At 37.0% G+C, this 26,779-nt stretch carries 23 protein-coding genes and 1 other RNA gene; 13 read left to right on the plus strand and 11 right to left on the minus strand.

Features of this window, described 5'->3' with window-relative positions; all coding sequences use genetic code 11:
• Positions 1 to 11: 11 nt before the first annotated feature.
• Positions 12 to 2,030 carry a M3 family metallopeptidase gene (locus tag ACR1PO_RS07800; protein WP_433986392.1) on the minus strand — a complete coding sequence of 673 codons (2,019 nt, stop codon included), beginning with the start codon at positions 2,028 to 2,030 and terminating at the stop codon, positions 12 to 14.
• Between the two features lie 210 nt (positions 2,031 to 2,240).
• Here ACR1PO_RS07800 and ACR1PO_RS07805 point away from each other — a divergent pair, with 210 nt between their 5' ends.
• From ACR1PO_RS07805 to rimM, 6 genes are all read left to right on the plus strand, one after another.
• Positions 2,241 to 2,765, plus strand: a complete 525-nt coding sequence (locus tag ACR1PO_RS07805; protein WP_332385048.1) for an SRPBCC family protein — start codon at positions 2,241 to 2,243, stop codon at positions 2,763 to 2,765.
• A gap of 138 nt (positions 2,766 to 2,903) precedes the next feature.
• A complete protein-coding gene (locus ACR1PO_RS07810) occupies positions 2,904 to 3,353 on the plus strand; it encodes a hypothetical protein (RefSeq protein WP_433986393.1) in 450 nt (149 codons plus the stop codon).
• A gap of 119 nt (positions 3,354 to 3,472) precedes the next feature.
• Positions 3,473 to 4,108 (plus strand): DoxX family membrane protein, encoded by a 636-nt coding sequence (locus ACR1PO_RS07815; protein ID WP_433986394.1) that lies wholly within the window; start codon positions 3,473 to 3,475, stop codon positions 4,106 to 4,108.
• A gap of 46 nt (positions 4,109 to 4,154) precedes the next feature.
• On the plus strand, positions 4,155 to 4,664 hold the full coding sequence (locus ACR1PO_RS07820; RefSeq protein ID WP_433986395.1) for a nitroreductase family protein: 510 nt from the start codon (positions 4,155 to 4,157) through the stop codon (positions 4,662 to 4,664).
• Between the two features lie 182 nt (positions 4,665 to 4,846).
• Positions 4,847 to 5,410: a 30S ribosomal protein S16 gene (locus ACR1PO_RS07825; protein WP_332385051.1), complete on the plus strand. Its 564-nt coding sequence runs from the start codon at positions 4,847 to 4,849 to the stop codon at positions 5,408 to 5,410.
• A 14-nt stretch (positions 5,411 to 5,424) separates the two neighbouring features.
• Positions 5,425 to 5,967 carry a ribosome maturation factor RimM gene (rimM, locus tag ACR1PO_RS07830; protein ID WP_433986396.1) on the plus strand — a complete coding sequence of 181 codons (543 nt, stop codon included), beginning with the start codon at positions 5,425 to 5,427 and terminating at the stop codon, positions 5,965 to 5,967.
• 46 nt (positions 5,968 to 6,013) lie between these two features.
• Here the strand turns inward: rimM and ACR1PO_RS07835 are convergent, their stop codons facing one another.
• The 5 genes from ACR1PO_RS07835 to ACR1PO_RS07855 all read right to left on the minus strand — a co-directional run bounded on the left by ACR1PO_RS07835 (position 6,014) and on the right by ACR1PO_RS07855 (position 11,447).
• Positions 6,014 to 7,666 (minus strand): serine hydrolase domain-containing protein, encoded by a 1,653-nt coding sequence (locus ACR1PO_RS07835; protein ID WP_433986397.1) that lies wholly within the window; start codon positions 7,664 to 7,666, stop codon positions 6,014 to 6,016.
• An 85-nt stretch (positions 7,667 to 7,751) separates the two neighbouring features.
• A complete protein-coding gene (locus ACR1PO_RS07840) occupies positions 7,752 to 8,666 on the minus strand; it encodes a helix-turn-helix domain-containing protein (protein WP_433986398.1) in 915 nt (304 codons plus the stop codon).
• A 90-nt stretch (positions 8,667 to 8,756) separates the two neighbouring features.
• Positions 8,757 to 9,596, minus strand: a complete 840-nt coding sequence (locus ACR1PO_RS07845) for an SDR family oxidoreductase (protein WP_433986399.1) — start codon at positions 9,594 to 9,596, stop codon at positions 8,757 to 8,759.
• A gap of 43 nt (positions 9,597 to 9,639) precedes the next feature.
• Entirely contained in the window at positions 9,640 to 10,521 is an 882-nt protein-coding gene (locus tag ACR1PO_RS07850) for an AraC family transcriptional regulator (protein ID WP_433986400.1), read from the minus strand.
• Positions 10,518 to 11,447: a helix-turn-helix domain-containing protein gene (locus ACR1PO_RS07855; RefSeq protein WP_433986401.1), complete on the minus strand. Its 930-nt coding sequence runs from the start codon at positions 11,445 to 11,447 to the stop codon at positions 10,518 to 10,520. Before ACR1PO_RS07855 ends, ACR1PO_RS07850 begins: the two co-directional genes overlap by 4 nt.
• Positions 11,448 to 11,795: 348 nt before the next feature.
• Here ACR1PO_RS07855 and ACR1PO_RS07860 point away from each other — a divergent pair, with 348 nt between their 5' ends.
• From ACR1PO_RS07860 to rpoN, 5 genes are all read left to right on the plus strand, one after another.
• On the plus strand, positions 11,796 to 12,473 hold the full coding sequence (locus tag ACR1PO_RS07860; protein ID WP_332385059.1) for a hypothetical protein: 678 nt from the start codon (positions 11,796 to 11,798) through the stop codon (positions 12,471 to 12,473).
• Positions 12,474 to 12,483: 10 nt separating this feature from the next.
• A complete protein-coding gene (locus ACR1PO_RS07865) occupies positions 12,484 to 13,125 on the plus strand; it encodes a hypothetical protein (protein WP_433986402.1) in 642 nt (213 codons plus the stop codon).
• Positions 13,126 to 13,277: 152 nt separating this feature from the next.
• Positions 13,278 to 15,014 (plus strand): helix-turn-helix domain-containing protein, encoded by a 1,737-nt coding sequence (locus ACR1PO_RS07870; protein WP_433986403.1) that lies wholly within the window; start codon positions 13,278 to 13,280, stop codon positions 15,012 to 15,014.
• A gap of 771 nt (positions 15,015 to 15,785) precedes the next feature.
• Positions 15,786 to 17,234 carry an asparagine--tRNA ligase gene (asnS, locus tag ACR1PO_RS07875; RefSeq protein WP_232720879.1) on the plus strand — a complete coding sequence of 483 codons (1,449 nt, stop codon included), beginning with the start codon at positions 15,786 to 15,788 and terminating at the stop codon, positions 17,232 to 17,234.
• A 159-nt stretch (positions 17,235 to 17,393) separates the two neighbouring features.
• The gene (gene rpoN, locus ACR1PO_RS07880) at positions 17,394 to 18,857 is read left to right on the plus strand and encodes an RNA polymerase factor sigma-54 (RefSeq protein WP_002976989.1); all 1,464 of its coding nucleotides are present in this window, start codon (positions 17,394 to 17,396) and stop codon (positions 18,855 to 18,857) included.
• A gap of 115 nt (positions 18,858 to 18,972) precedes the next feature.
• Here rpoN and ACR1PO_RS07885 read toward each other — a convergent pair whose 3' ends face one another.
• Genes ACR1PO_RS07885 through ACR1PO_RS07895 form a run of 3 tightly spaced genes read right to left on the minus strand, consistent with a single transcriptional unit; the run spans position 18,973 to position 21,815 of the window.
• Positions 18,973 to 20,598: an AMP-binding protein gene (locus tag ACR1PO_RS07885; protein ID WP_433986404.1), complete on the minus strand. Its 1,626-nt coding sequence runs from the start codon at positions 20,596 to 20,598 to the stop codon at positions 18,973 to 18,975.
• 58 nt (positions 20,599 to 20,656) lie between these two features.
• Positions 20,657 to 21,331, minus strand: a complete 675-nt coding sequence (locus tag ACR1PO_RS07890) for a DUF8845 family protein (RefSeq protein WP_002976996.1) — start codon at positions 21,329 to 21,331, stop codon at positions 20,657 to 20,659.
• The gene (locus tag ACR1PO_RS07895) at positions 21,324 to 21,815 is read right to left on the minus strand and encodes an RNA polymerase sigma factor (protein ID WP_002976998.1); all 492 of its coding nucleotides are present in this window, start codon (positions 21,813 to 21,815) and stop codon (positions 21,324 to 21,326) included. The genes ACR1PO_RS07890 and ACR1PO_RS07895 overlap by 8 nt, the downstream gene beginning before the upstream one ends.
• A 185-nt stretch (positions 21,816 to 22,000) precedes the next feature.
• Between ACR1PO_RS07895 and rnpB the strand changes: the two genes are divergently transcribed.
• Positions 22,001 to 22,325: RNase P RNA component class A (gene rnpB / locus ACR1PO_RS07900), an RNA gene on the plus strand.
• 95 nt (positions 22,326 to 22,420) lie between these two features.
• On the opposite strand, the gene ACR1PO_RS07905 is transcribed toward rnpB, so the two are convergent.
• Positions 22,421 to 23,290: a polyphosphate kinase 2 family protein gene (locus ACR1PO_RS07905; protein ID WP_433986405.1), complete on the minus strand. Its 870-nt coding sequence runs from the start codon at positions 23,288 to 23,290 to the stop codon at positions 22,421 to 22,423.
• 219 nt (positions 23,291 to 23,509) lie between these two features.
• Positions 23,510 to 23,974, minus strand: coding sequence for a DUF1573 domain-containing protein (locus tag ACR1PO_RS07910; RefSeq protein WP_002977002.1), 465 nt, complete (start codon positions 23,972 to 23,974; stop codon positions 23,510 to 23,512).
• Between the two features lie 128 nt (positions 23,975 to 24,102).
• On the opposite strand from ACR1PO_RS07910, the gene ACR1PO_RS07915 reads away from it, so the two are divergent.
• On the plus strand, positions 24,103 to 26,718 hold the full coding sequence (locus ACR1PO_RS07915) for a valine--tRNA ligase (RefSeq protein WP_332385065.1): 2,616 nt from the start codon (positions 24,103 to 24,105) through the stop codon (positions 26,716 to 26,718).
• The last annotated feature ends 61 nt before the right edge of the window (positions 26,719 to 26,779 follow it).

Raw genomic sequence — 26,779 nt, forward strand, 5'->3', positions numbered from 1 at the left:
GAATTTATATTCTATCCGAATGCTCTTTTCAATAAACTTTCTACTTTTGGCTCGCTGCCTCTGAAGGCTTTATATAATTCCATTGGATCTTTGGTTCCTCCTGAAGAAAGCAATACTTTATATTTCGCTGCAATTTCAGGATTGAAGATTCCGTTTTCTTTGAAATACTGGAAAGCATCAGCATCCAGAACTTCCGCCCATTTGTAGGAATAATATCCTGCAGAATATCCTCCCTGGAAAATGTGTGAAAAACTTGGGCTCATGGCGGTTTCTGAATTGGAAGGATAAAGACTTGTCGCTTTTGTATATTTATCTTCAAACTCTTTTACACTTTCATTTTCCAATTCTCCGGCTTTTGTATGGTAATTCATATCCAGAAGTCCGAAACCTAGCTGTCTTAAAGTTTGGTAACCTTCCATAAAGTTTTTGGACTGCTCGATTTTTTCAATTTTTTCGTCCGGAAGTACTTCTCCTGTTTTATAGTGTTTTGCAAATGTTTTCAGGAACTCAGGCTCATAGCAGAAATTTTCCAGAAACTGAGACGGAAGTTCCACAAAATCCCATTTTACTGAAGTTCCTGATAGGGTAGGATATTGGGTATCTGCCATCATCCCGTGAAGTGCGTGGCCGAATTCATGAAATAAGGTAGTCACTTCCTGGAAGGTCAGTAAGCTAGGCGTGTCTTTTGTCGGTTTACTGAAGTTGCAGACAATTGAGATATGCGGTCGCGAGTTCTCACCGTTTTGTTTATACTGATTTTTATAGCTCGTCATCCATGCACCGGCTCTTTTCCCTTTTCTCGGAAAATAATCCACATATAACAAGGATTTATAGGTCCCGTTCTCTTTTACTTCATATACTTTTACATCTTCATGATATTTCGGAATGTCGTTTCTTTCTTCGAAAGTCAGGCCGAATAATTTACCTGCCAGCCCGAATACAGCATCCTGTACCTGATTTAACGGGAAATAAGGTTTCAGTTCCTCATCATTCAGATCAAATTTTGCCTTACGAAGTTTTTCAGCATAGTAGGCGTGGTCATAGCTTTGCATATCCTCTATTCCGTCAGCTTTTGCCAAAGATCTCAATTCTTCAATTTCTTTGTCAGCATAAGGTTTTGCTTTGGTCAGAAGTTCATTTAAAAAATCGAAAACTTTCACCGGAGACTTAGCCATCCTTTCTTCCAGAACGAAATCAGCATAGTTTTTATATCCTAAAAGTTCAGCTTTCTGTTGTTTTAAATTCAGAAGTTCTTTAATCAGATTCTGATTGTCAAATTCTCCACCGTCGAAAGATTTTTTACCATTGGCCAAAGCCAGTTCCTTTCTCAGTTCACGGTTTTGTGCATAGGTCATGAAGGGAATATAACTTGGGTACTGTAAAGTTACCACCCAGCCTTCAAGATTTCTTTCCTTAGCTTCCTCTGCATATTGATCGGTAATGGCCTCCGGGATGCCTGCAAGATCTTCTTTATGGGTGATATGTTTAAAATAAGCATTCGTAGATGCCAGTACATTCTGTCCAAATTGTAAAGACTTTAAAGAAAGATCCATGCTGATTTTCTTTAATTTTTCTTTGTCTTCCTCATTCAGTAAAGCTCCGCTTCTTACAAAACCTTTGTAGGTCTCATTCAAAAGCATTTCCTGCTCTTCATTGAGATTATATTTTTCCTTTTCATCGTATACCTTTTTGATTTTGTTGAAAAGGGCTTCATTTTGAGATATTTTTGAAGAATATTCCGTTAAGATCGGCGAAACTTCCTGGGCGATCTGTTGAATTTCGTCATTCGTTTCCGCTGAATTCAAGTTGAAAAAAATATTTGAAACCACATCCAGCTGTTCTCCGGAATAAGCTAATGCTTCAATAACATTTTCAAAAGTGGGTGCCTCAGGATTGTTGACTATAGCATCAATTTCTGCTTCAGATTTTTGGATCAATTCTTTAAATGCCGGAAGATAATCTTCATTTTTAATGTCACTGAACGGAGCCGAATGATATGGAGTGTTAAATTTTTCTGTTAAAATATTCATTTTTCGATTTTTATTATAAGGTAAATTTAATGATTCACCGGGAATCACAGCTGAACTGCTCAAAAATAATGCCTTACTGGTGTGGTATGACAAAAATACCTTATCTTTAATTAATCTTGTCATATGGAAAGAAGGAGTGATGTGGGAATATTTAATTTTGGGAACAGATGTAAAATCATCAGTAATAATATAACCTTAAATATATAGACTATGAAAACACTCTTAAAAATTATTGGTATCATCATCGTGCTGGTACTTATATATGCTGTAATTGCCGTGCTGGCTTTCAGTAAAGATTATCACTATGAAAAATCTGTTGTCATTAATGCTCCAAAGGAAAAAGTATGGCAACATACCAACTCTTTACAAGCATACAATACCTGGGATCCTTTTTCTAAAGAAATCAAAAACTTTTCTGTCACTTATTCAGGTCCAGGTAATCAGCCTGGCAGTTCTTATCACTGGAAGGGTGATGGCAGTGAAGGAGAACAGTCTATCACAGAAATTATCCCGAATGAAAAACTGGGAACCCGGCTTCATTTCATACAACCTTTTGAAGGGACTGCTAAAAGTAATATCATACTGACTCCTGAAGGCAGCGGCACCAAAGTAACATGGATGATTGATAACGAGCTGACTCCAATGATGAAGATCATGAAACCGCTGATGAACGGTAACATGGACAAAATGTTCAGCCAGGGACTCGGAGATCTAAAAAAGCTTGCAGAAAAATAAAATGAAAGCCTTGTAAAATTTACAGGGCTTTTTTATAATTCTTTTTACTGATTCCGGTGATTGAGAAGAAGTTTTATTTTATGGAAGGTCATTGAAAATTATTTTAAAAATATTATCTTTATATAAAGAATCGATTGTATGGAGAAGATTGTATTTGAAAAAAGTGACATCAGAGACTTTGTGAAAATGACTATCGCAGAGAAAATAGAAAAGCTTAAAAACTTTATCGAATTTACCCTGGAAGCAAGCCGTGACATCAAAAAAACTCCTAAATATGACAGTATGAGAGAAGAAATGCAGGAGGAGATCTACCAGATGCAACGACAGCTGGGTGCTTTGAATGATCTTAAAAGAAATATGGCAAAAGTACTGAATACGGCTACACAAAGAGTTCAGCTTGGCTCGTTGGTGATCACCAACAAAGCCCGGTTCTATATTTCCGTGTCATTGGGTGAGTTTTTTTTTGAAGGCGACAGATTCTACGCCATTTCTCCGGAAAGCCCGATGGCCAAAAGAATGATGGGGATGAAACCAGGCGATGAGTTTACCCTCAATAAAATCCATCAGAAGATTGTAGAGGTACTTTAAACAAGATTAAGCAGTATTTCTTTTCAACGTATAGTTATTCATCATTATAAGGATTAACTTCAGATTTATGTTTGAAGTTTTATTTTTATTTAGTACCTTGCTATGCAAAATACTATACTATGGAATTTGAAAAATTAAGAACGGGCAGAATGAATCAGTGGATCATTATTCATCTTCGTTATCTCGTGGGATCCGCTTTTTTTCCATCAGGTTTAATAAAGCTTATGGGAGAAAGATTTACCAGAATTTCAACCGATAACCCGGTCGGATATTTTTTTGAGGCCTTATATCAGTCCGGTTTTTATTGGAATTTTTTAGGACTGGCACAGGTGACAGCCGGAATTTTACTGATGACACAACGCTTTGCAACACTTGGAGCATTGATGTTTCTGGCTATATTGAGTAATATCTGGGTGATTACCCTCAGCCTTTCCTTTACAGGGACCTGGATAATCACCTCCTTAATGATGATTGCTGTACTGATATTGGTTATTTGGGATCAACATAAACTGCTCCCTCTGTTTAATTACAATAAAGCAAGTATGGTGAAGGAATATCCTGATCCGGATAACAGATGGGTCATTGCCGGGGTAGTATATTCCATAAGTTTTATTGCATTGTTTATGCTGAATCCTGCAAAAGGCGAGGTCTATGAAAAATGGCTGAGTATTCCGATTGCTTTGATCATTGCAGCAACATTTATCATAAGCAATTATCAGGCGTATAAAAATCGTAAACTGGCTGTAAATCCTTAACGTTTTAAATGAGATAGATTGAATTCCATGTTGTAAATTTGCAGGTATGAATAAAGCAACCATTTTAAAAGAAATTATACAGGAGAGGAGAAGTATTTTCCCGAAAGATTATACTGATGCGGAAATTCCTCAGGAAGTGCTGGAGGAAATTTTACACGCGGCAACACTAGCTCCGAACCATAAACGTACAAAGCCATGGCGTTTTAAAATATTCAAAGGAGAAGAAAAAGCTAAACTGGCATCAGAAATGCAGGCCATCTATAAAGCCACCCAGCCTGAACAGCTATTTCTGGAAAAAAAATACAATGACATCGGTTTCAAAATCAATAAAGCTGACGTAGTGGTTTCCATTATTGTCAATTTCAGCGGCATGGTTCCTGAATGGGAAGAAATAGCAGCTACTTCAATGGCTGTTCAGAACATGTATCTTACCTGTACCGCCAACAATATCGGGTGCTACTGGAGTTCTCCCAAAATTGTAGATCATTTGAAAGATTCCCTGACTATTGAAGAAAACCAGAAATGTCTGGGGCTTTTCTATATGGGGAAGGTATAATATTTTTAATGTAACAATCTGAAAATTTACCAATGTAACAATGGTTAAAAAAACAAATCAAATATTGTTACACTGTTAGATTGATAAATTGTTATATTTATTAATTGTTCAAATAGAATTTTTTACTATCTTTGCACTCTTAAATATTTAACTGGGACGAGTTCCCATAAAATTCAAACATTATGTCAGTAAAAATCAGATTACAAAGACACGGTAAAAAAGGAAAGCCTTTTTTCCACATCGTGGTTGCAGATTCTAGAGCTAGAAGAGATGGTAGATTCATCGAGAAACTAGGAACTTACAACCCAATTACTAATCCGGCAACTATCGAATTGAACGTTGATTCTGCTGTAAAGTGGTTAAACAACGGTGCTCAGCCTACTGATACTGCTAGAGCTATTCTATCTTACAAAGGTGCTCTTTACAAAAAACACTTACAAGGTGGTGTAGCTAAAGGTGCTTTTGATGAAGCTGAAGCTGAAAAAAGATTCAATGCTTGGGTAGAAGCTAAAGATGCTAAAGTTCAAGGTAAAGTAGATGGTTTAGCTACTGCTAAAGCTGATGCTAAGAAAGCTGCTTTAGAAGCTGAAGTAAAAGTAAACGAAGCTAGAGTAGCTGCTGCTGCACAAGCTGAAGCTGATGCTAAAGCTGCTGAAGAAGCTGCAAACGCACCTGCTGAAGAAGTTGCTGAAGCTACAGAAGGAGAAGCTCCTGCTGCTGAAACTGAAGAAAACACTGAAGCTTAAGAACAAACCCTGTTATGCGTAAAGAAGATTGCTATTTTTTAGGAAAAATCACACGCAGACATGGACTTGCGGGGAACGTAATCCTTAAACTGGATACCGATCAACCCGAGCTTTACAATAAATTGGGATCAATATTCGTTGAAATCAACGGATTATTGGTTCCATTTTTTATTGAAAAATCATCATGGAGCAAGCTTGATGCTTTGAATATTGCATTCAAGAACTCTTCTGAGGCACTGGTAGATCAGGTTTTAGGTAAAAGCGTCTACCTTCCTCTTTCCACACTACCCAAACTTTCAGGAAAACAATTCTACTACCACGAAATCATTGGATTTGAAATTTTTGATCAGGATGATCACAACTGTGGAGTAATCAGATCTGTAAACGATCAGACAGCACAGGTATATTTCATTACAAATCTGGATGGGAAAGAAGTGGTTATTCCTATGATCAAAGACTGGATTCTTGAAGTTGACAGAGAAGAAAGAACCATTAAAATGGAACTTCCCGAAGGTCTTATCGATGTTTTTCTGATTCCTTCTAAGAAAGACGAATAGTTTTGCAATAAGCAACAGCTATTACTATTCTTTCTCATTTTCCACATTACTCATTACTCAATTTTAAGGCTGGTAAAAGATAGTTCTGTACTATTTTTTCAGATTGCTGATGGGCATATGGTTTGTTGTAAGCTTGTGCTGTAATCACGATAACAACTGGAATCTGAGTAAACATAATGATTTTATTTCCTCCGTTTCCGCTGGATTGAAATGCTTCATAGCTACGATCTCCAACCGTGTAAACTTTTCTCCAGAATAAATATCCGTATCCTTCAAAATCAGAATGATCTGTAAAATAATTGGTGAACGACTTCTTCACCCAATCTTTATCTAAAATAGTTTTTCCATTCCAGACCCCGTTATTTTTATACAGCTGCCCGAATTTTGCAAAATCAAGAGCTCTCATCCGTAATCCTCCTGCCAGAGAAGGCTTTTGCTGGGGAGTGAACTGCCATTGATAACGGGTGATTCCAAGAGGCTGAAACAGTTTTTTGTCCGCATAGTTTTCCAATCCTTCAGGAACTGTTTTATCCAGAATATCTCCGGTTACTACCACGCCTGCAGTGAAATAACTCCATTTTTTTCCTGTTTCATTCCCGGACATTGGCAGATCCAATGCAAATTTTACCCAGTTTTGTGTTGGATACATATTTTCCTCATTGCCGGGAGATTCGGAATCATCGTCATTTCCTTCAAAACCGGAGCTCATCGTCAGTAAGCTTTTTATAGTGACATTGCCTTTTTGAACAGAATAATTTTTAAATTGTTTTACATCATAAAATTCCTTTAAATACTGATTTTCGCTCTTTAAATACCCTTCTCTGATCGCAATTCCCGTCAAAGCTGAAGAAAAAGATTTGCCTACGGATCTTGTATCCTGCAGAGAATCTCTTGCTGAACCGTTAAAATATTCTTCCAGAAGCAGTTTTCCGTCTTTTACCATTACAATTCCGGTCAGTTCTTTAAATCTTTTTTCTGCAATTTTCCTGTTCAATGTTCTGATAACTTCGGTATTGATTTTTTCTTTGGAAATCTTCCAGCCACTGTTGGGCAGGATGGGCTGAACAGCAATCTGTTTTTCAGGAATATTTTGGGAAGGAACAGTAAGGCTAATCTGCCCTTCTGCAATAACAGATCCTGTTTTGATGGTGGCAGCCTTCAGATAAGGACGGATTTCAAGTTTTAAAATGTGATTTCCTGCAGCCAGCGCATCAATTCCGTCATGAGCCATGTAAAAACGCATCCATAAATATCTTCCCCATGAGTCTTCATTCCTGCTGCTGATAAGAGGGATCCGCAATGCAGTTTTGAATTTTTTATTTTCCGGGGTACCGGCTCCTGTGCTGAGATTTTCTGTGTAGATCAGTTTTCCGTCAACATAGAATGAAAACTGGTAATTTCCGTTTTTCAACAACTCATCTGCAGTCCATTTAGGTTCAAGCTGATGAAGATAATTAACAAGCGAATTGTCGAAAAAAGCGTAAATACCCAGGTCACCATTTTCCTGAAATACGGAGGAAGTAAGAATATCCGGATCTTTCAGGTTTTCCAGGGAGACGGTTTTGTTGAGAAAAACAATTTTCCCGGAATATTTTTTCTGGAGGAGATTCTCAATTTTTTCAGGATTGACAATATTGCTGTTTTGCCCTTGGTAAAGACAAAATATAAAATTAAAGATCAATAACAGAAATGGTTTCATCTCAAAGAAGTATTTAAACAAAAATAAAAAACTTCTACAGGGTAAAATAGAATGAAATTAACATTACTGTTTAAAAACCCAATCTTTAATTGAAAAGCTTTCTGAATTCTCCCGGTGACTGATTTGTTTTTTGTTTAAAAAGTTTACTGAAAGACTGCGGATGTTCAAATCCCAGCTCGTAAGCAATTTCACTTACAGAAAGATTCGTTGTACTCAGACGTTCTTTAGCCAGGTCAATTAATTTATTCTGAATATGCTGCTGTGTGTTTTGCCGGGTATGCAGACGAAGCAAAGTTCCCAAATAGTTGGGAGAAATATTCATTTGTTCAGCAATACATTTTACCGATGGAATCCCGTTTTCAAGAAGGTTGCCGTTTTCAAAGTATCGGGAAAGAATATCTTCAAACTTATACAGCAGTTCATGGCTTGATTTCTTTCGGGTAAAAAACTGCCTTTCATAAAAGCGGTCTGAATAAATCAGTAACAATTCAATCTGGGCAATAATCAGATCCTGCGTGAATTTATCGATATTGGCCATATATTCCCTTTCGATATTTTTAAGGATATCAACAATCACTTTCTCCTCTTTATCAGAAAGAAAAAGAGCTTCCTTCACCTGATAACTGAAAAAATCATAGGATTTTATTTTCTTGGTCAATGAGGTATTCCACAGAAAATCAGGATGAATTAACAGTAAAAAACCAGTCGGTTCCACTTCAACATCAGGATCAATCTCCAGGCTTAAGTACTGTTGGGGGGAAACAAAGCACAATACACCCGAATCAAAATCGTATTGCTGCTGTCCATAATTGAATTTCGGGCTGACATTTTTTTTCAGGCCGATAGAATAAAAATCCTGGATCCATCTCAACTCTTTATTATCCACAGCATAGCGGACCTTGCTGTAATCTATCAGGCTGATCAGCGGGTGTTCAGGATTCGGAAGACTGCAGAAAGCATGAAAATCTGAAATGGTATTAAAACGAACGGGCTGTTTCATAATAGCTAATGTAGTTGTTTTTGTAAAAAGTTTAATGAAAGACTTCGGCTCTGTTTTGATTAAGCAGAGCCGAAAAATATCATAGTAAAGTTAAATGGCGGTTGAAACTGTCAGATTTTCCCATTTCTCAGCATCTTTTTTTAAAATATCAATCTTATTGTTCAGAAACTCCATGGTTCCTACCCCTAATAATAAATGTACTGGGGGATTTTTCTCTTTGCTGATCCGGATCAGAACATCAGCGGCTTTCACCGGATCATTCGGCTGGTTTCCATTGATTTCATTAAGGTGTGCCTGTTCGGAGCTTCTTGCTGCTTCATAGGCCTGGATAGGATTTGAAGGGGTTCTCACAGAATCTTTATTTAAGAAATCTGTACGGAAATAGCCGGGATAAACAACGGTAGCATGAACTCCGAAGTCTTTTACCTCTTCCGCCAGCGCTTCCGTAAATCCGGCAACGGCAAATTTTGTAGAGCAGTAAATTCCCCAGCCCGGAAAATTTCCTGAATATCCGCCGACCGATGAAATGTTGAAGATGTTTCCTGATCTTTGCTCACGGAGGTAAGGCATCGCGTTTCTGATCACGTTTAATGTTCCGAAAACATTCACTGCATAATTTTCTCTGGCTTCTTCGTCGGTAAGCTCCTCAAGAGTTCCGATCTGTCCGTAGCCTGCATTGTTAACCACTACATCAAGTCTTCCAAAATGAGAAACTGTTTTTTCAATAGCAGATTTGATATCGTTGTTGTCTGTAATATTGACGCTGAGAGGAAGGAAGTTTTCTGAAGTTTCTCCGATTGAAGAGACCAGGGATTCAACGGTACGGCTGGTTGCAGCAACCTGAAACCCTTCGGATAATAATTTCTTTACCAACTCGAATCCTAAACCTTTTGAAGCTCCTGTCACGAACCATACTTTTTTTGTTTCCATTTTAAATATTTTTTTGTTTAAATGATGGTACAAAGATGGAAAGTCAGAAAGAGGAAAATGTAGCCGAATCGGGGAATGATGTATCCAAATCGTGAATGATGATTTGATCCGGCAGGATCTTATGGTTTTTCAGAAGATTCCTGTATTTCAAAGGGGTGATTCCGAGGTTTTCTTTAAAGCACCGGATAAAATGACTCTGGTCCGAAAAACCACATTCCAGCGCAATATCCGTTAAAGAAGAAGGAGAATGGAGAAGCTTGACCGATTTATTGACCTTTAATTTCCGGAGATACTCTCCAAGATTGCAATGGAAATATTTATGAAAATCTCTGCTTAAATGAACAGGATGGATATTCAGGGTTTCTGAAATTCCGGTAAGGGTAAGCTTTTCAGCAGCGTTCTCATGTAAAATCTCATTGATCTGATTTACCCAGACAGGTTTTCTTTCTTTGCTTTCTTTTTCTTGGGTCAGTTCGCTGAAAAGATGTAATAGAAGCTGATTGGCGGAGGATTCAAAAGAAGTATCATTTATTTTGGTTTCTTTGAATAACTGCCAGACCAATAGCTTTAAGCCCGGGTTTTTTATAGTAAAGCTGCCTTCGGCTTTATTTTTCTTAATGTCAAACCGGTCAAACCAATCCTGGGTGATCTCTATGTGAAAGCCTCTTGTAAAGATATCCGGTTTACTATTAAAGTGTGGATCTTCCCATTGGTGATACAGTAAAGTTCCCGCAGAACAGCAATAAGTTTCTTTTCTGTTCCCTTCCGTCATATTGCCCTGAAGCAGGAAGGTAAAGTAAGCGTTCTCATGATAATGCCAGTCTACATAGGGATGGGTATATTCCGTATCAGTAATTGTCCATCCATCTGAACTGACCATTTGATTGGTTTCCCCAAAATATTCGCCGTTCCGAAGAGTATTCATGATATATTCTGTTTTAACCGGTCAATCTGTTCATACATTTTATTAAAAAATATTTTCCTTTCCCGGTTTCCGGATTCATTCAGAGATTTTGAGTTTTTGATCTGATGCTCAAAATAGCTCAGTGAATCTTCACAGGTTATTTTGTCATTGGTCATCATATATCCGAACATACTGAAAGGGACAAAAAAAGAACACTGTTCTTCATTTTTGAATAAAATACTGTTGTTTAAAATGACCAAATCATTCACATAAATCTGAAAGTTAGCTTTTTCCAGCGTTTTAATTTCCAGGCTTTCTAATAATTTTTTCAGATCATCCAGGATAAGATCTGCTTCATTTTTCTTCAGTAATCCCATTTCATTATAAAACAAAATCTGCCTCAGGGCGCTCATAATGGTAGTGTCATTCCAGATTTCCGTTACGTTTTGTTTCTCGTAAAGATCTTTCAGCATCTCGTTTTTTACAGAATGATATTCCATGGTAAATTCATGGAACGGATTTAAAAACTTATCCTGATTCAGCAGATTCATCCAGACATAAAACTTGAAACGGGAGAGGATGGAATCTGAAATGGTATAGAAAAAAGGGATGTCTTTTGCAGAGTAAAATACTTTGGAATCAGCGATATTCTGAAAAACATTCAGAATCTTTAAAGAGTTTTCAAAGTAATTCAAAAGGTCTTCTGTGGTTTTTACAGGCTGTGTTCTTTTGACAACCAACTGGTTTTCTGTTCCCAAAAACTGATCCAGTGAGATCTGATAATATCCGGCAAGCTCCAATGCTTCCTCAAAGCTGAATTTTGCTTTCAGTGAAGTTCTTCTGTGGGCTGCATCATAGCTGATATTAAGAATGTTGGCAATCTCATCATTTAAAGATTTCTCACCGATTTTTCTTCGGATTTCCTTCAATAGAGCTTCCTGATGCATAGTTTTGTGATTTTCACAAATGTAGCATTTTTTGTGGAGAAAGTTTTGATTTTCTATTTTAAAGGCTGGAAGATGGAAGTTGGGAGAAGGGAAGTATTTGAAAGCCGAAAAAATAAATAGCCGTTTACAACATCAATAGGATTTATATCATTATTACTGTTTATCATGTAAAATAACTTCCAGCCTCTTTCTTCCCGCTTCCAGCCCGCTTATATTAGTTAACACTTCATTTCGTCATCTGCATATTTGTGATTTTCGCAAACTGGACATTTTTTTTTAATTTTTTTTCACATTCGGAACTGTACCTTCTGCCGATAATTTTGAACTGTAATTTTAAAATAACGAATTATGAAAACACGAATTTTAGTAACAGCAGTTCTTTTAGTCCATGGTCTGACATACGCATCAGACAGTCTGAAGGTTGATTCTTTGAAGCCAAGATTAATTGCAGCTTCACCCTCAAAGAATGTCCGGAATGTCAACGGGATTTTATTTAAATATTTTGATGAGGAAGATCATTTTAAACCTAAGAAAGTAAACGGATTGGGAATGGGATTCAATTGTATGGGGATTTTTCTTCCACCGCTGATGCTTGTCACCCTCCAGCCGGGTAATTGGAATCTTAATGGTGGTTATGTAATTGTTCCCCGTGAGAAAATGAATACGATTAACGGGTTGCAATTATCCCTGATCAATATGGAACCTACAGTAACCAATGGCCTGGAAATCAATGTTTCCAGTAATGTAAATACTTACGCTGTTACGAACGGGGTGTCTGTTTCTCCGTTTTTTAATCTGCATCATGAGATGAAAGGTGTTTCTGTAGCGCCACTGGCAAATATTGGTCAGAAATGCCGGGGAATTCAGATCGGGTTGTATAATCAATGTAAGGATTTCAGAGGAATACAGATTGGCGGATGGAATGAGAACGGGAAAAGAAAGCTTCCTCTCATCAACTGGAATTTTAAAAAGCAGAAAGTAAATAAGACCCTGCAGGAGAGTAACCAAAATCAGTTTAACCCTTAAATAGCCAACCATGAAAAGTTATAAACTGATCTTATTTTTACTGATGTTATCAGCACGCATTTTTTCACAAAATACAATGAATGATACCTTAAAAACAAATATTGAAGAACCTTTCGATTATAAAAAATATTATGACTGTGATTTTGGAGAAGGGAATGTTTTGATTGTCATTAAAAAGGGAAAAGAATTTACAGACCTGACAGATTTAAGAAAATCCGGGAAAGGTTTTGCCATTAAAATGGAAGCAATCTATAGTATGGAATTTGCGGATGGGCAGAGATATGAATCAAGTGTGGTGAAAAGTATTACCCAGGACAGTATTTCAATCACTAATTTTTTCAATGAGAATGCTGCTAAGCTCGCAGGGCAGTCCTTTAAGTTGATTACTTATCCTCTGTCATCTTTGAAATATGTCCGTTTTATTGATGACAGAATGCTGTCCTTGTATAGCAAAAAAAATATCCGGAAGAACTTCAATCTGATGGTGAAGAAAATGGACCGCGCTAAAATGTGCCCTGCAGTGATTCAATTCAGCGATAGAAACAATGAAATGAAAGTCTGTCATTTCTATCTGACCTCTCAGGGCTATGATCTTCTCTATGAGAACAACGGAAGAGTATATTATATGGAAGGTAAAATAGAATGGAAATAATTTTTGAAGAGCGTGCATTTTCAGCCTGAACTCTCTTTTTTTATTTATCGAAAATAATTTAATGGAAATATTGATGAATACGTTGAAAAAAGCGAAAGCAATGGCACTTGCACTGAAGAAAAAATAATATTTTTGTAATATAGCTCGGATGAATGATGAAAATAAAATGTTTAATACTGTTTTTTATTATTGGAAATCTGTTTTTTCATGCACAAACCAATAATTTAGAAAAAAATACTCCTGAAAAGCGGTCTTATAAAGAATTGGAAAAAGAATTCTATAGCAGCCATGTAGGGGATCTGAACGGTAAAAGTATTGCAGAAAGTTATCTTAAAAAAGCAAAATCTGAAAAAAACATTACTCAGATTGCTGAAGGATACGTTATGCTTCATTTTGATGAGACCCTGCCCAATGCATTAAAATATCTTGACAGCTTACAGTATATCACCAAAAATTCCAAAGAAAATACGTATCCGGCCAGAATCTATCTTCTTAAAGGGAATCTGTATTTCAGAACAGATAATCTTCAGGCTGCCCTGAACAATTATATTTTAGGACTGAAATATGCCAAAGAAAAAGGAAATAAAAGGCAGATTGCTATGGCACATATCAGTATTGCCTATCTTAATAATTATATTGGAAAACATGCGGAGACAGCCAAGGTTTTAAGACATTATGCGTATGATGCCGATTATATGAATCAGAATGAGAAGAATGCCCTTAAGTTGAATCTGGCGGACGCATATATAGAAATCAATAAGATGGATTCTGCCTATATCCTTATAAAAGAAGGCTTGCTGGATTCTAAAAAGAATAAGGATGTCTACCGCTATCACCAGAACCTTGGAATGTTAGGATATTATCATCTGCATTCAAAAAAATACCAGAAAGCGATCGACGGTTTATTGGAGTGTGAAAAATATTTCTTTACAAACAATAACGGTTCTGAAAGAAACCATCATTATACCTTTTTATATTTAGGGAAATCCTATGCTGGCCTCAACAAAAAAGAGAAAGCGGTAGAGTATTTCCGGAAGATTGATTCTATGGTTCTTAAAACCAATTACATTTATCCCGAGCTGAGAGATGTATATACTTACCTGATCGATTATTATAAAGAAAACAATGATAAAGAAAAGCAGCTGTATTATGTAGATCGGTTTTTAAATGTAGATCATGTTCTGGATACCCAGTTCAGGTATATTTCCAGAGAACTCCCCAGAAGATATGATACTCCGGAACTGCAGCAGGAGAAAGAAAGCATTACCAATGAGCTTACAAAAAGAAAAAGTTTATTTTATATTGTACTGAGTCTTCTGTTGATATCACACCTGTTGTTTATCAATGTTTATTTTAAATATAAAAAATCCGAAAAGAACTATAAAAAGATTGCCCAGGACCTTATTCAGTCTGTTAATGAAAACAAGGTAGGAAAAAACAGGATGCCGGAAGCCAAAGAAATTCTTCCTGAAGCCACTAAGTTACAAAATACAGAACATGCTGAGGACAAAACACCAAGAACGATTTCCGAAGATATTGCCCAGACCATTTTAAAAGAACTTGAAATATTTGAAAACAAAGATCAGTTTTTGAATAAGGGAATTACGCTTGGAAGTCTTGCCAAAAAAATAAAAACAAACTCAAAATATCTGTCGGAAATTATCAATACCTACAAAGGAAAAAACTTTGCCACTTATCTTAATGATCTCCGTATTGATTATGCCATCAACAGATTGGCCAATGATAAAAAATTCAGGTCTTATAAGATTCCATTTATCGCCGAAGAACTAGGATATAATAACGAGCAGGCCTTCACTTTAGCATTCAAAAAACGAACCGGTACCCCTCTTTCTATCTATCTGAAAGAAATTGAAAACATGGCGGAATAATTATTTAATTTGCTGATTTTTATTTGTTTGTATTTATAAATTCATGATTTTAAATATATAGATTTATGAATCTATATATCATTCACTTGTATCATTCTTCCTCTTTTCTGCATCTTTGCTTCAGGTAAAAACACAACGTTTTATTTTGTATGTGCACATTACAAAATATCAGTTCCGGAATGCCGGTTAATTAAAGAATCAGGTCAGGAACTGTATAACAAAAATTATTAACGAACTGGTAAAAGTGAGAAAAGATAACCAGTAAAAAAACAATAGGAAAAGAATGAGGTAATTGTTCAGAATTCAGAGATGTAAAAGAGTGGTGATCATTTGAAAAATCATTAAAGTAATTAAAAACAAAATCCGCAGAATCCATCCAAAAGTGTTTAAAAGTGTAGTATAGTTTAATTTGGATTCGCTGACCTGTAGTTGATCATGAAATTATTGCTTAAAAACTAATAACCATTTCAATAAATAAAAACTAATTCCATGAAAACTCAGAATAAATTAAAATTTATTCTTTCTAAAAGTGATAATGTAGAGTGGTTCACTCCGGTCAGATGCGGATTTATCTTGAAGTTCAGGACAATATTGAGTGGAAATGTATCCTTACAATGAAAAAGATTGAGCAGCAGAAAAAGGTAAATTTCCTGAACTGAAAGTTTAAATGCTTGTTAAATGATTTTTAAAGACGGCGCAATCATTAAGTTGCGCTGTTTTTTTGTAACTTTGCAGACATTAATTTTTATATAAAAAATTTATCATCAACAAATGAAAAAGCAAACGATCAAAGAAATCCTGAAGGATTACAAGAAAGTATTACATCATGACATTACAGTTTACGGATGGGTAAGATCATTCCGTGCTAATCGCTTTATTGCGCTTAATGATGGTTCTACGATTAATAATTTGCAGATAGTTGTTGATTTCGAAAATTTTGATGAAGCGATCATCAAGAATATCAGTACGGCTTCATCCCTGAAAGTAGTAGGTGAAGTGGTGGAAAGCCAGGGAGCAGGACAGTCTGTGGAAATTATCGCTAAAAAGATTATTATTTTAGGGGATAACTTTACGGAAGAACTTCAGAGTACAATTCTTCAGCCTAAGAAGCACAGTCTGGAGAAACTTCGTGAGCAGGCACACTTAAGATTCCGAACAAACCTTTTCGGAGCAGTGTTCAGAGTGCGTCACGCAGTAAGCTTTGCTGTTCACTCGTTCTTCAACCAGAACCAGTTTTTCTATATTAACACACCGGTTATTACAGGTGCTGATGCGGAAGGAGCAGGAGAAATGTTTGGGGTAACCAACTTTGATCTGAACAATATGCCGAGAACTGAAGAAGGAGAAATAGATTTTGCACAGGATTTCTTCGGCAGAAAAACAAACCTTACCGTTTCAGGACAGCTTGAAGGAGAAACTGCAGCTATGGGATTGGGAAGAATTTATACCTTCGGACCTACTTTCCGTGCAGAAAATTCCAACACCACAAGACACCTTGCTGAATTCTGGATGATTGAGCCGGAAGTAGCTTTCAACAACCTTGAAGATAATATCGACCTTGCGGAAGATTTTTTAAAATATGTGATCCAGTATGTATTGGATAACTGTAAAGATGATCTTGAATTCTTAGACAAGCGTTTTGAAGAAGAACAAAAGTCAAAACCTGAAAAAGAAAGAGCAAAAGAAGGTCTTATTGAAAAACTTCAGAACGTAGTGGCAAAACGTTTCAAGCGTGTAAGCTATACAGAAGCTATTGAAATCTTACTGAACTCTAAAGAGAATAAAAAAGGAAAATTTGCTTACCCGGTTGAAAAATGGGGAACTGATCTTCAGTCTGAGCATGAAAGATACCTTGTTGAAAAACATTTTGAAAGCCCGGTAGTATTATTTGACTATCCGAAAGAAATTAAAGCTTTCTACATGAAACTGAACGATGACAATAAAACCGTTGCAGCTATGGACGTTCTTTTCCCTGGTATCGGTGAAATCATCGGTGGATCAGAGAGAGAGGCAAGATTAGATGTTTTAAAACAGAAAATGGCAGATATGCATGTAGATGAGCACGAGCTTTGGTGGTATCTTGATACCAGAAAATTCGGTTCTGTACCGCATGCCGGATTTGGTTTAGGACTGGAAAGATTGGTTCTTTTCGTAACAGGAATGACAAATATCAGAGATGTAATTCCTTTCCCTAGAACGCCGAAAAGTGCTGAATTCTAGAACCATAAAAAAAGCCTTAATCACAAGTTAAGGCTTTTTTTATTCTTTAATAGTTTATTATGTTAAGACAAGTAATGCAAAAATCATGCTAAATGTGTTTTTTATCAAATAAATTTATTAAATTCGTAGAATATGTTATGTTAAAACGTAAATAAGAATATGCTTAAACAACACTTACAACTCAAATTAGGACAAAAGCTGGCCCCTCAGCAGATCCAGTTGATGAAGCTTATTCAGCTTCATACTCTTGAATTTGAAGAGGAGTTGGAAAGAGAGTTAGAAGAAAACCCAGCTTTGGAAATTGCGAAAGAAGATTCTAAGGAAGATGATTATTCTTCCCTTGAAGACGCTTATCAGGATGAGGGTACAGAAAGCATTGAAACAGATTTCGACGTCAATGAATATATCTATGATGACGAACCAAGCTATAAAACCGCATCCAGCAACTACTCTCCGGATGATGAAGAATTTGATAACGAGAGTCTTTTAACGGAAGGCCAGTCCTTATATGATTATCTTACAGAGCAGATTCATCTGGTGAATATCAGTGATGAAGATCTGAAGATTGCAGAATATCTTATCGGGAATTTAGATACGGACGGATATCTGAGAAGAGAGATCAAGTCTATTGTTGATGATCTGGCTTTCTCACAGGGAATTTACACGACTAAAGAAAGAGTGGAGGATATCCTGGAAAATTATGTTCAGAAACTTGATCCGCCAGGAGTGGGAGCAAGAGGACTGCAGGAATGTCTTTTATTACAGATTGAAAAGAAAGTCAGTTCAGATAAGGCAGTTTCTTTGGCTGCCAACATCCTGAGACATCAGTTTGAAGCTTTGACAAACAAGCATTATAACAAAATCATCCAGAAATACGATATTGAAGAAGATGATCTGAAAGATGCTTTGGATGAAATATCAAAACTATCCCCTAAAGTAGGAGGAAACTTTGATACACAGACGATTACCATCAATCAGGAAATTATCCCGGATTTTGTTATCCAGGTAAAAGACGGCCAGGTAATTCCTATGCTGAACAGTAAAAATGCACCTACTTTAAGAGTTTCTGAAGAATACAAGGACATCCTTACAACGTATTCCCATGATAAAAACTCATCGGAACACAAACAGGCCGCTTTATTTATCAAACAGAAACTGGATGCTGCAAAATGGTATATTGATGCCATTAATCAGCGTCAGAATACATTGCTGCAAACGATTACAGCCATTGTGAAATTCCAGAAAGATTATTTCATCACAGGAGATGAAAAATCTCTGAAACCAATGATCTTAAAAGATGTTGCTGATATTACAGGATTTGATATTTCTACGATTTCAAGGGTAGTAAAAAGTAAATATGCAGATACGCCTAACGGTATTGTATATCTTAAAGATCTGTTCTCAGACAGTTTAACGAATGATGATGGGGAAGAAGTTTCCACCAAAGAGATCAAAACCCACCTTCAGGAAGTTATTGATAAAGAAAATAAGAGAAAGCCGCTTACAGATGATGCATTAGTGGTCATTCTGAAAGAACAGGGGTATAATATAGCAAGAAGAACGATTGCAAAATATCGTGAACAGCTTAATATTCCGGTAGCAAGGTTAAGAAAAGAACTTTAATATAAAAAACAAAAAAGCATTTCATCTGAAATGCTTTTTTGTTGTCTGTTATAATGAAGATGATGCAAGTTTTTGTTTTTCAACTTTCCTTTGCCTCTTCGCCTTTCTGCTGAGATCAGTTCTGTTTTATATTTTCAAGTCCTAGTTCCCTCATCGAAATCTCCCGCATTTCCACCTTTCTTATTTTTCCGGAAATAGTCATGGGGAATTCATCTACAAATTTCCAGTATTTGGGTACTTTATAATGGGCTATTCTGCCTTTGCAGTATTCCTGGAGCTCTTCTGCAGTGATGGTAAATCCTTTTCTCACTTTCACCCAGGCCATTACTTCTTCCCCGAATTTTTCACTGGGAACACCAATAATCTGGACATCAAGAATGTTGGTATAAGTATATAAAAAATCTTCAATTTCTTTTGGGGAAATATTTTCTCCGCCACGAATGATGAGGTCTTTTATCCTTCCTGAAATAGTAATATAACCGTCTTTATCCATTACGGCCATATCTCCGGTATGCATCCAGCGGGCGTCGTCCAGTACTTTTTTAGTATTTTCAGGATCATTCCAGTATTTCAGCATGACAGAGTAACCTCTTGTGCAAAGCTCACCATGTTCACCACGCTTTAATATTCTGCCGTTTTCATCGATAATTTTTATTTCAAGGTGATCCTGAACTGTTCCTACAGTACTGACCTGCTTCTCCAGCGGTGTTCCTATTAAAGTCTGGGTAGATACAGGCGATGTTTCCGTCATTCCGTAGCAGATGCTCATTTCTTTAATATTCATCAGATTTTCCACCTTTTTCATAATTTCAGGAGGACATACGGAACCTGCCATAACACCGGTTCTTAAACTTGAAAAATCATAACTGTCAAAATCTTTTACAGCCAATTCTGCAATAAACATAGTTGGCACACCATACAGAGAAGTACATTTCTCATCCGAAACAGCTTTTAAAGTAATTTCCGGATCAAAACTGTCATTGGGGATTACCATACAGGCTCCGTGGGCAGTACAGCATATATTTCCGATCACCATGCCGAAGCAATGGTAAAAAGGAACGGGAATACAGACACGGTCCTTCTCCGTGTATTTTAATCTGATACCGATAAAATAGCCGTTGTTGAGAATATTATGATGGGAAAGTGTAACGCCTTTCGGGAAACCGGTAGTTCCGGAGGTATACTGAATATTGACAGGATCATCAAACTGTACGTGCTCTTCAAAACTGTGAAGCACTTCATCAGAAATTTCCTGTCCGTTATTGACAAAATGTTCCCAGTTTTCATCAAAGAATATTTCGTGTTCCAGGGTTGGGCATACTTCTTTTGCGTACTCAACCATTTCTTTATAATGGCTGGTTTTAAAACTTAAAGAAGAGAAAATAAAACGAACTTCGGACTGGTTAAGCACATAAGTTAATTCATGAGTCCGGTAGGCCGGATTGATATTCACTAAAATAGTTCCTATTCTTGCAGTGGCATACTGCAAAAGTACCCATTCATAGCGGTTGGAAGACCAGATCCCGATTCTGTCGCCTGCCTTTGCTCCTAAAAACAATAAAGCTTTTGCAACAGCTGTTGTCTGATTGTAAAATTCCTGGTAAGTAGCTCTGTAATTCTGATGAACGCAGACTAAAGCTTCCTGATGGGGATGTTTTTCGACAGTACTTTTAAGATTGGCTCCGATGGTCTGTCCTAATAATGGAACCTCAGATGTTCCATACACATAAGATAAGGGCATAGTTTAAGATTTGGTGGAATAAAATTAATAATTATATCCCGAACTATGCCTATGGATATTAATTTTCCTGAGAATCTATTTCTTTAAGCTGTTTTAGATTTTTATCAAGCTTTTTGATAATGGTACCATAAACCAGTCTGTAATAAAGCCAGATCATAGAGACTGCGAGCAATGTGCTTACGGCAATTCCAACAATAATAATGGTAAGGTTGGAGCCGCTGGGCTGTATATTCTGGGAATCCAATATATAAAATATAAAAGCGACCAGTACAAACGTGAATATTAACAGCAATACAATACTGATCAGAATAAAGGCATTGACAGTTGTTTTGAATTTAATGATCCGGGTAATAAGTCCTTTCAGATTTTCCTCAATCTTTATTTTCCGGTAATTCTGATAAAATTTCAGCACGAAATAGGCTGTGATCAGTAAGCTTAAGATTTTTATAGCCAGATAAACATGACCAAAGTTATTTTCTGCTTCAGGAGCTTCCTGTGCCCCTAATCTTTCCAGCATTTTACGGAAACTGTCCGATTCCTCTTCAGGGAAAAAGTAAAACAGTCCCAGTACTGAAAAGAAAAGTAATTCTACGACGCTGATCCAGAAAATGTATTTCACGTAGTTGCGTGACTTTCTGTTCAACATCTGAAGAATCTCAGTGTTGTCATATTTATGCTGTACAGGTTGTTCCTGCCATGTTTTCTTAAAGCTGTCTAAATCAAATTCAGGCATATTTTTCCATCTGTTCTTTAAGGGTTTTCTTTAATCTGTTCATTTTCACGCGTGCATTGACTTCAGTGATTCCGAGGTTCTCTGCAATATCCTTGTAAGGCAGATCGTCAAGATACATCATGACAATGGCTCTTTCTACATTAGGAAGAGTCTTGATTACAGTATACAAAAGTGATACCTGCTGCTGTTTTTCATCATCATCTTCCACAAAATCCCTGTGGTTGATGTCCAGCTCATTCGTAGGTAGGCTTTTGCTTTTTTTTCTAAAGAGGGTAATGGCTGTATTGAGCGCTACACGGTACATCCATGTGGAAATTTTAGAATTCCCTTTAAAAGAATCGTAACTTCTCCAGAGCTGTAACACAATTTCCTGGAAAAGATCCTCTTCATCTTCCAGAGAATTGGTATACAGGCGCGATACTTTGATAATCAGTCCCTGATTATCCTTGATAAGCTGCGCAAATTCTTTTTCTCTGGAATCCATAGATATATAATGGCACGAAGATAATAATAAACTGGTAATTAGGGAAAATTATCATGTAAAATAGTAAAAAGGTAAAAAAAACGGAAAAAAATATTGATCAATCAATATCGTTTGCACGGAACTAAGATCTTTAGGTGTTTTACCATTTGCTTTTTTACCACAAAATTTGTGTACCTTTGCCTCTGCGAGAAAATCGGCCTGTTGATTTCCCGTTTTACGGGAGGTAGGAAAGTCCGGACACCACAGAGCAGCAAAGCGGATAACATCCGTCACCCGTGAGGGTAGGACAAGTGCAACAGAAAGCAGGTACAGTTCGGCTGTAGTGAAACCAGGTAAACTCTTTGCGGTGCAATGGTAAGTATATCGGTTCTTTTCAGTAATGAAAATAGGGGCGGCTCGTCCTGAAAACCGAGGGGTAATCAGCTCAAGTGTTGCAGCAATGTAACACGCAGATAAATAACAGGCGCTTCTCAGGAAGTACAGAATCCGGCTTATAGATTTTCTCGTGATTTTTTTAAAGCTGGAAGTCAGAGGCTGAAAGAGTGAAGTTTTTTAAACGTATGATTTTAAATCTTCATTTTCATGCTTCCATCTTCCAACCTAATTTATTCGTTTTCCAATTGTTTTTTAGAATCCTGCAATGCCTGTCTGTCCTTATCAGAAAGCGTAGGATATTTAAGATTCATCTTTTCAAGGGTATCAATAATGATTTGAATGGCAGCAACTCTTGCAAACCATTTGTTGTCAGCAGGAAGCACATACCATGGAGCATGTTCTTTTGCGGTTTCGTTAATAGCTGTTTCATAGGCTTCCATATACTGATCAAATAATGCTCTTTCCGGAAGATCTCCTGCAGAGAATTTCCAGTTTTTTTCCTGCTCGTCAATTCTGTCTAAAAGCCTTTTTTTCTGTTCGTCTTTGGATACGTTCAAAAAGATTTTTACCACAGTTGTTCCGTTTTGCGAAAGGTGTTTTTCAAAATTCCGGATGCTTTCATATCTGTTTTCCCAGAATTTGCTGTCAAAATCTTTTACAGAAGACCATGTTTTTTCACTCAGGTTATATTCAGGATGTACTTTGCATACAAGAACGCTTTCATAATGTGAGCGGTTAAATATTCCGATCATGCCTTTCTGCGGCAGTGCCAGGTAATGCCTCCATAGAAAATCATGGGAATATTCTTTCGGGCTTGGTGTTTTAAAGCTCGTGACATTGCATCCCTGCGGATTCACTCCTCCGAAAACATGCTCTATCATACTGTCTTTTCCTGCTGCATCCATAGCCTGTAGCACGACCAGCAGAGACTGGCTTCCGTCAGCATATAATTTTTCCTGCAGCTCACGGAGCTTTTCTTTCTCCTGAATCAGCATCTGTTCTCCTTCTTCTTTAGTGAGTTTCCCTTTATAGGACGTTGAAGTTTTTTTTATTGAAAATTTTCCGTTTACTTTAAAGTCATCTGAGAAATTGGTGTCCATATATTTTTAAGATTAAAAGATTATGTTATTAAAATTCAATAGAGGTGGGCTTTAGCCCAGCCATTTAAGTAATCCCGGGATTTCAGCCAAAACCTAAACAATTGATCAATGCTAATACATTTACTGCCGACTATTCCTATCATCTGTGATCTAATCCAACATAAATGTAATAAAAAAACCGCCTCAATAGAGACGGTTCCTTTATTTTTTGAGTAGAGCTTACTTTGCAGCAGCCTTTTTAGCTAGTTTTGCAGCTTTTTTCTCAGCTTTAGCAGCTTCTTTCTGCTCAGCAGGAGTCAATACTTTTGGCTCAGGAGCGTTAGCATCTACGTTACCTTTGATATAGATTACGCTTCTGTTGTTTGCAGGGTCATTAGAGAAAACCTCAATCATTTTGTTGAAAGGTCCAGGGATCGCTGTATTGTATCCAACCTTAATCTTAGCGGATTTACCCGGCATGATAGGATCCTGGCTGAATTCAGGAGTTGTACATCCACAAGAAGGCTTTACATTTGAAAGGATCAAAGGCTTATCACCTGAATTCGTTACTGTAAAGAATCTTGTACCATCAGCGTTAGGCTTGATCGTTCCGTAATCGAAAGTCGTTTTATCAAATGTAATTGTTTGTGCAGATGCAAGAGCAAATGTCCCGAATAGTGCAATTCCTGCAATTAGTTTTTTCATATTCTTGAATGTTAATATGTTTGTTAGATAAATTTTGTGAAACAAAGTTAAAAATTATTTTAATTCATGCTTAAAAATTTTTTTCTTTAGACTATTTTTGCAAATTGCAAGCCAAAGAAATAGAATTTATGCAGATTTCAGAAAAGTACAATCCACAGGAAACAGAACAGAAATGGTACAATTACTGGCTGGAAAATAAGTTTTTCCATTCAGAGCCTAATGATAAACCACCATATACCGTGGTCATTCCTCCGCCAAACGTGACGGGGATATTACACATGGGGCATATGTTGAATAATACCCTTCAGGATGTTCTGGTCCGTCGTGCAAGAATGCGCGGGTTTAATGCTTGTTGGATTCCGGGGACGGATCACGCTTCAATTGCTACTGAAGCTAAAGTTGTTGCTAAATTGAAATCTGAAGGAGTCAATAAATCAGATATTACCCGTGAAGAATTTTTAACTCATGCCTGGGACTGGACCAATAAATACGGCGGAACCATTCTTGAGCAGCTGAAGAAACTGGGATGTTCATGTGACTGGGACAGAACCCGCTTCACTATGGAAGACAAGCTTTCACAGCAGGTTATTAAAAGTTTCGTAGACCTTTATAATAAAGGGCTGATCTACAGAGGATACAGAATGGTCAACTGGGACCCGGAAGCCAAAACCAATATTTCTGACGAAGAAGTAATATTTAAAGAACAGAACGGAAAACTATACTTCCTAAAATATAAGATTGAAGGTTCGGAAGAGTTTCTTTCAGTAGCTACTACACGTCCTGAAACTATTTTTGGGGATACAGCCGTATGTATCAATCCGAATGATGAAAGATATGCACATTTAAAAGGTAAAAATGTAATTGTACCGATCGTTGACAGAGTAATCCCGATTATTGAGGATGAGTATGTTGATATTGAGTTCGGAACAGGAGCTTTGAAAATTACTCCTGCACACGATATCAATGACTATGAGATAGGACAGAAGCATCAGCTGAAAATGATTGATGCTCTTGACGACGACGGAAATCTTAACGAGCATGGTTTACATTATGCAGGGAAAAACAGATTTGATGTAAGAAAACAGATCGCTAAAGAACTTGAAGAAAAAGATCTTTTGCTTAAAGCTGAGGATTATGTCAATAAAGTAGGAACTTCTGAAAGAACAGGCGCCGTTATCGAACCTAAAGTTTCAGTACAGTGGTTCCTTAAGATGTCTGAAATTGCCAAGCCGGCTTTGGATGTCGTAATGGATGATGAGGTAAAGTTCTATCCGGAGAAGTTTAAGAATACTTATAAACACTGGATGGAAAACATCCGTGACTGGAATATTTCCCGTCAGCTTTGGTGGGGACAGCAGATTCCTGCTTATTACTATGGAGAAGGAGATGAAGATTTTGTGGTAGCAGAAACCAAAGAAGAAGCTTTGGAACTGGCGAGACAAAAAACAGGAAATTCAGGTTTTACGGCAGAAAATCTCAGACAGGATGATGATGCATTAGATACATGGTTCTCATCATGGCTGTGGCCGATGTCTGTATTTGATGGCCTGCTTGACCCGGAAAATAAAGATATTAATTATTATTATCCTACTTCTGATCTTGTAACCGGACCGGATATTATTTTCTTCTGGGTAGCCAGAATGATTATGGCAGGGCTGGAATACAGAAAAGAAGTTCCGTTTAAGAATGTATATTTTACAGGAATTGTAAGAGATAAGCAGAGAAGAAAGATGTCAAAATCTTTAGGAAACTCTCCCGACCCTCTTGAATTAATGGATAAATATGGAGCTGATGGTGTACGTGTAGGTATTCTATTGAGTTCTGCTGCCGGAAATGACCTTCTTTTTGATGAAGATTTAATGCTTCAGGGGAGAAATTTCATGACGAAGATCTGGAATGCTTTCCGTCTGATCAATATGTGGAATCATGAAGACAAACCGGCTGCTGCTACCGATAACCAGGCTATTGAATGGTTTGAAAATAAGCTGAACAAAACCATCTTTGAAATTAATGATCAGTTTGAGAAGTTCAGAATTTCCGATGCACTGCATTTGATCTATAAATTAATTTGGGATGATTTTTGCGGTTGGTATCTTGAAGCGATTAAGCCTAATTACGGAGAAGGAATTTCAAAAGAAGTTTATAACAAAACCATCCATTTCTTTGAAGAGCTGATGAAGTTGCTTCATCCGTTCATGCCTTTCTTAACGGAAGAATTATGGCAGATGATCTCAGAAAGGAAGGTTGATGAGGCTTTGGTGATTGCTCAGCAGAAAGAGGCAGGACAGTTTGATGAAAACATTATTAAAAATTTTGAAACTGCTGCAGAATTGATTTCAGGGGTTAGGAATTACCGTCAGACAAAAGGAATTTCGCCGAGAGAAGCTGCTGAAATTTATACCAATGCTTCTGAATTTGCCAATGAAGCTGTAGTAAGAAAACTGGCTAATGTTTCTGAAATCCACTTCGGACAGAAAACAGATAAACCAAGCTTTACATTCCTGGTAGGAGCAACTGAAGTTTCTATTCCGCTAAGTGAAAACCTGGATTTGGGAGAGGAAAAAGCGAAGACTGAAGAAGAGCTTAAATATTTGAAAGGATTCCTGGTTTCTGTAGAGAAGAAGCTTTCCAATGAAAAATTTGTTGCGAATGCAAAACCGGAAATCGTAGAAGTAGAGCGTCAAAAACAAAAAGATGCTCAGGATAAGATTGCGATCCTTGAAGAGAAACTGAAAAGTTTGTAAAATACAGACAATCTAAATTTGTCAAAATCTCAGGCTGGATACAGATGAAAATTGTATCCAG

The organism is Chryseobacterium amylolyticum, from assembly GCF_051011775.1.
In the GTDB taxonomy this organism is placed as follows: domain Bacteria; phylum Bacteroidota; class Bacteroidia; order Flavobacteriales; family Weeksellaceae; genus Chryseobacterium.

What these genes read in the sequence shown, in the direction of transcription:
- ACR1PO_RS07800 (WP_433986392.1), bottom strand. Translation starts at nt 2,030, where the DNA reads ATGAATATTTTAACAGAAAAATTTAACACTCCATATCATTCGGCTCCG.
- ACR1PO_RS07805 (WP_332385048.1), top strand. Translation starts at nt 2,241, where the DNA reads ATGAAAACACTCTTAAAAATTATTGGTATCATCATCGTGCTGGTACTT.
- ACR1PO_RS07810 (WP_433986393.1), top strand. Translation starts at nt 2,904, where the DNA reads ATGGAGAAGATTGTATTTGAAAAAAGTGACATCAGAGACTTTGTGAAA.
- ACR1PO_RS07815 (WP_433986394.1), top strand. Translation starts at nt 3,473, where the DNA reads ATGGAATTTGAAAAATTAAGAACGGGCAGAATGAATCAGTGGATCATT.
- ACR1PO_RS07820 (WP_433986395.1), top strand. Translation starts at nt 4,155, where the DNA reads ATGAATAAAGCAACCATTTTAAAAGAAATTATACAGGAGAGGAGAAGT.
- ACR1PO_RS07825 (WP_332385051.1), top strand. Translation starts at nt 4,847, where the DNA reads ATGTCAGTAAAAATCAGATTACAAAGACACGGTAAAAAAGGAAAGCCT.
- rimM (WP_433986396.1), top strand. Translation starts at nt 5,425, where the DNA reads ATGCGTAAAGAAGATTGCTATTTTTTAGGAAAAATCACACGCAGACAT.
- ACR1PO_RS07835 (WP_433986397.1), bottom strand. Translation starts at nt 7,666, where the DNA reads ATGAAACCATTTCTGTTATTGATCTTTAATTTTATATTTTGTCTTTAC.
- ACR1PO_RS07840 (WP_433986398.1), bottom strand. Translation starts at nt 8,666, where the DNA reads ATGAAACAGCCCGTTCGTTTTAATACCATTTCAGATTTTCATGCTTTC.
- ACR1PO_RS07845 (WP_433986399.1), bottom strand. Translation starts at nt 9,596, where the DNA reads ATGGAAACAAAAAAAGTATGGTTCGTGACAGGAGCTTCAAAAGGTTTA.
- ACR1PO_RS07850 (WP_433986400.1), bottom strand. Translation starts at nt 10,521, where the DNA reads ATGAATACTCTTCGGAACGGCGAATATTTTGGGGAAACCAATCAAATG.
- ACR1PO_RS07855 (WP_433986401.1), bottom strand. Translation starts at nt 11,447, where the DNA reads ATGCATCAGGAAGCTCTATTGAAGGAAATCCGAAGAAAAATCGGTGAG.
- ACR1PO_RS07860 (WP_332385059.1), top strand. Translation starts at nt 11,796, where the DNA reads ATGAAAACACGAATTTTAGTAACAGCAGTTCTTTTAGTCCATGGTCTG.
- ACR1PO_RS07865 (WP_433986402.1), top strand. Translation starts at nt 12,484, where the DNA reads ATGAAAAGTTATAAACTGATCTTATTTTTACTGATGTTATCAGCACGC.
- ACR1PO_RS07870 (WP_433986403.1), top strand. Translation starts at nt 13,278, where the DNA reads ATGATGAAAATAAAATGTTTAATACTGTTTTTTATTATTGGAAATCTG.
- asnS (WP_232720879.1), top strand. Translation starts at nt 15,786, where the DNA reads ATGAAAAAGCAAACGATCAAAGAAATCCTGAAGGATTACAAGAAAGTA.
- rpoN (WP_002976989.1), top strand. Translation starts at nt 17,394, where the DNA reads ATGCTTAAACAACACTTACAACTCAAATTAGGACAAAAGCTGGCCCCT.
- ACR1PO_RS07885 (WP_433986404.1), bottom strand. Translation starts at nt 20,598, where the DNA reads ATGCCCTTATCTTATGTGTATGGAACATCTGAGGTTCCATTATTAGGA.
- ACR1PO_RS07890 (WP_002976996.1), bottom strand. Translation starts at nt 21,331, where the DNA reads ATGCCTGAATTTGATTTAGACAGCTTTAAGAAAACATGGCAGGAACAA.
- ACR1PO_RS07895 (WP_002976998.1), bottom strand. Translation starts at nt 21,815, where the DNA reads ATGGATTCCAGAGAAAAAGAATTTGCGCAGCTTATCAAGGATAATCAG.
- ACR1PO_RS07905 (WP_433986405.1), bottom strand. Translation starts at nt 23,290, where the DNA reads ATGGACACCAATTTCTCAGATGACTTTAAAGTAAACGGAAAATTTTCA.
- ACR1PO_RS07910 (WP_002977002.1), bottom strand. Translation starts at nt 23,974, where the DNA reads ATGAAAAAACTAATTGCAGGAATTGCACTATTCGGGACATTTGCTCTT.
- ACR1PO_RS07915 (WP_332385065.1), top strand. Translation starts at nt 24,103, where the DNA reads ATGCAGATTTCAGAAAAGTACAATCCACAGGAAACAGAACAGAAATGG.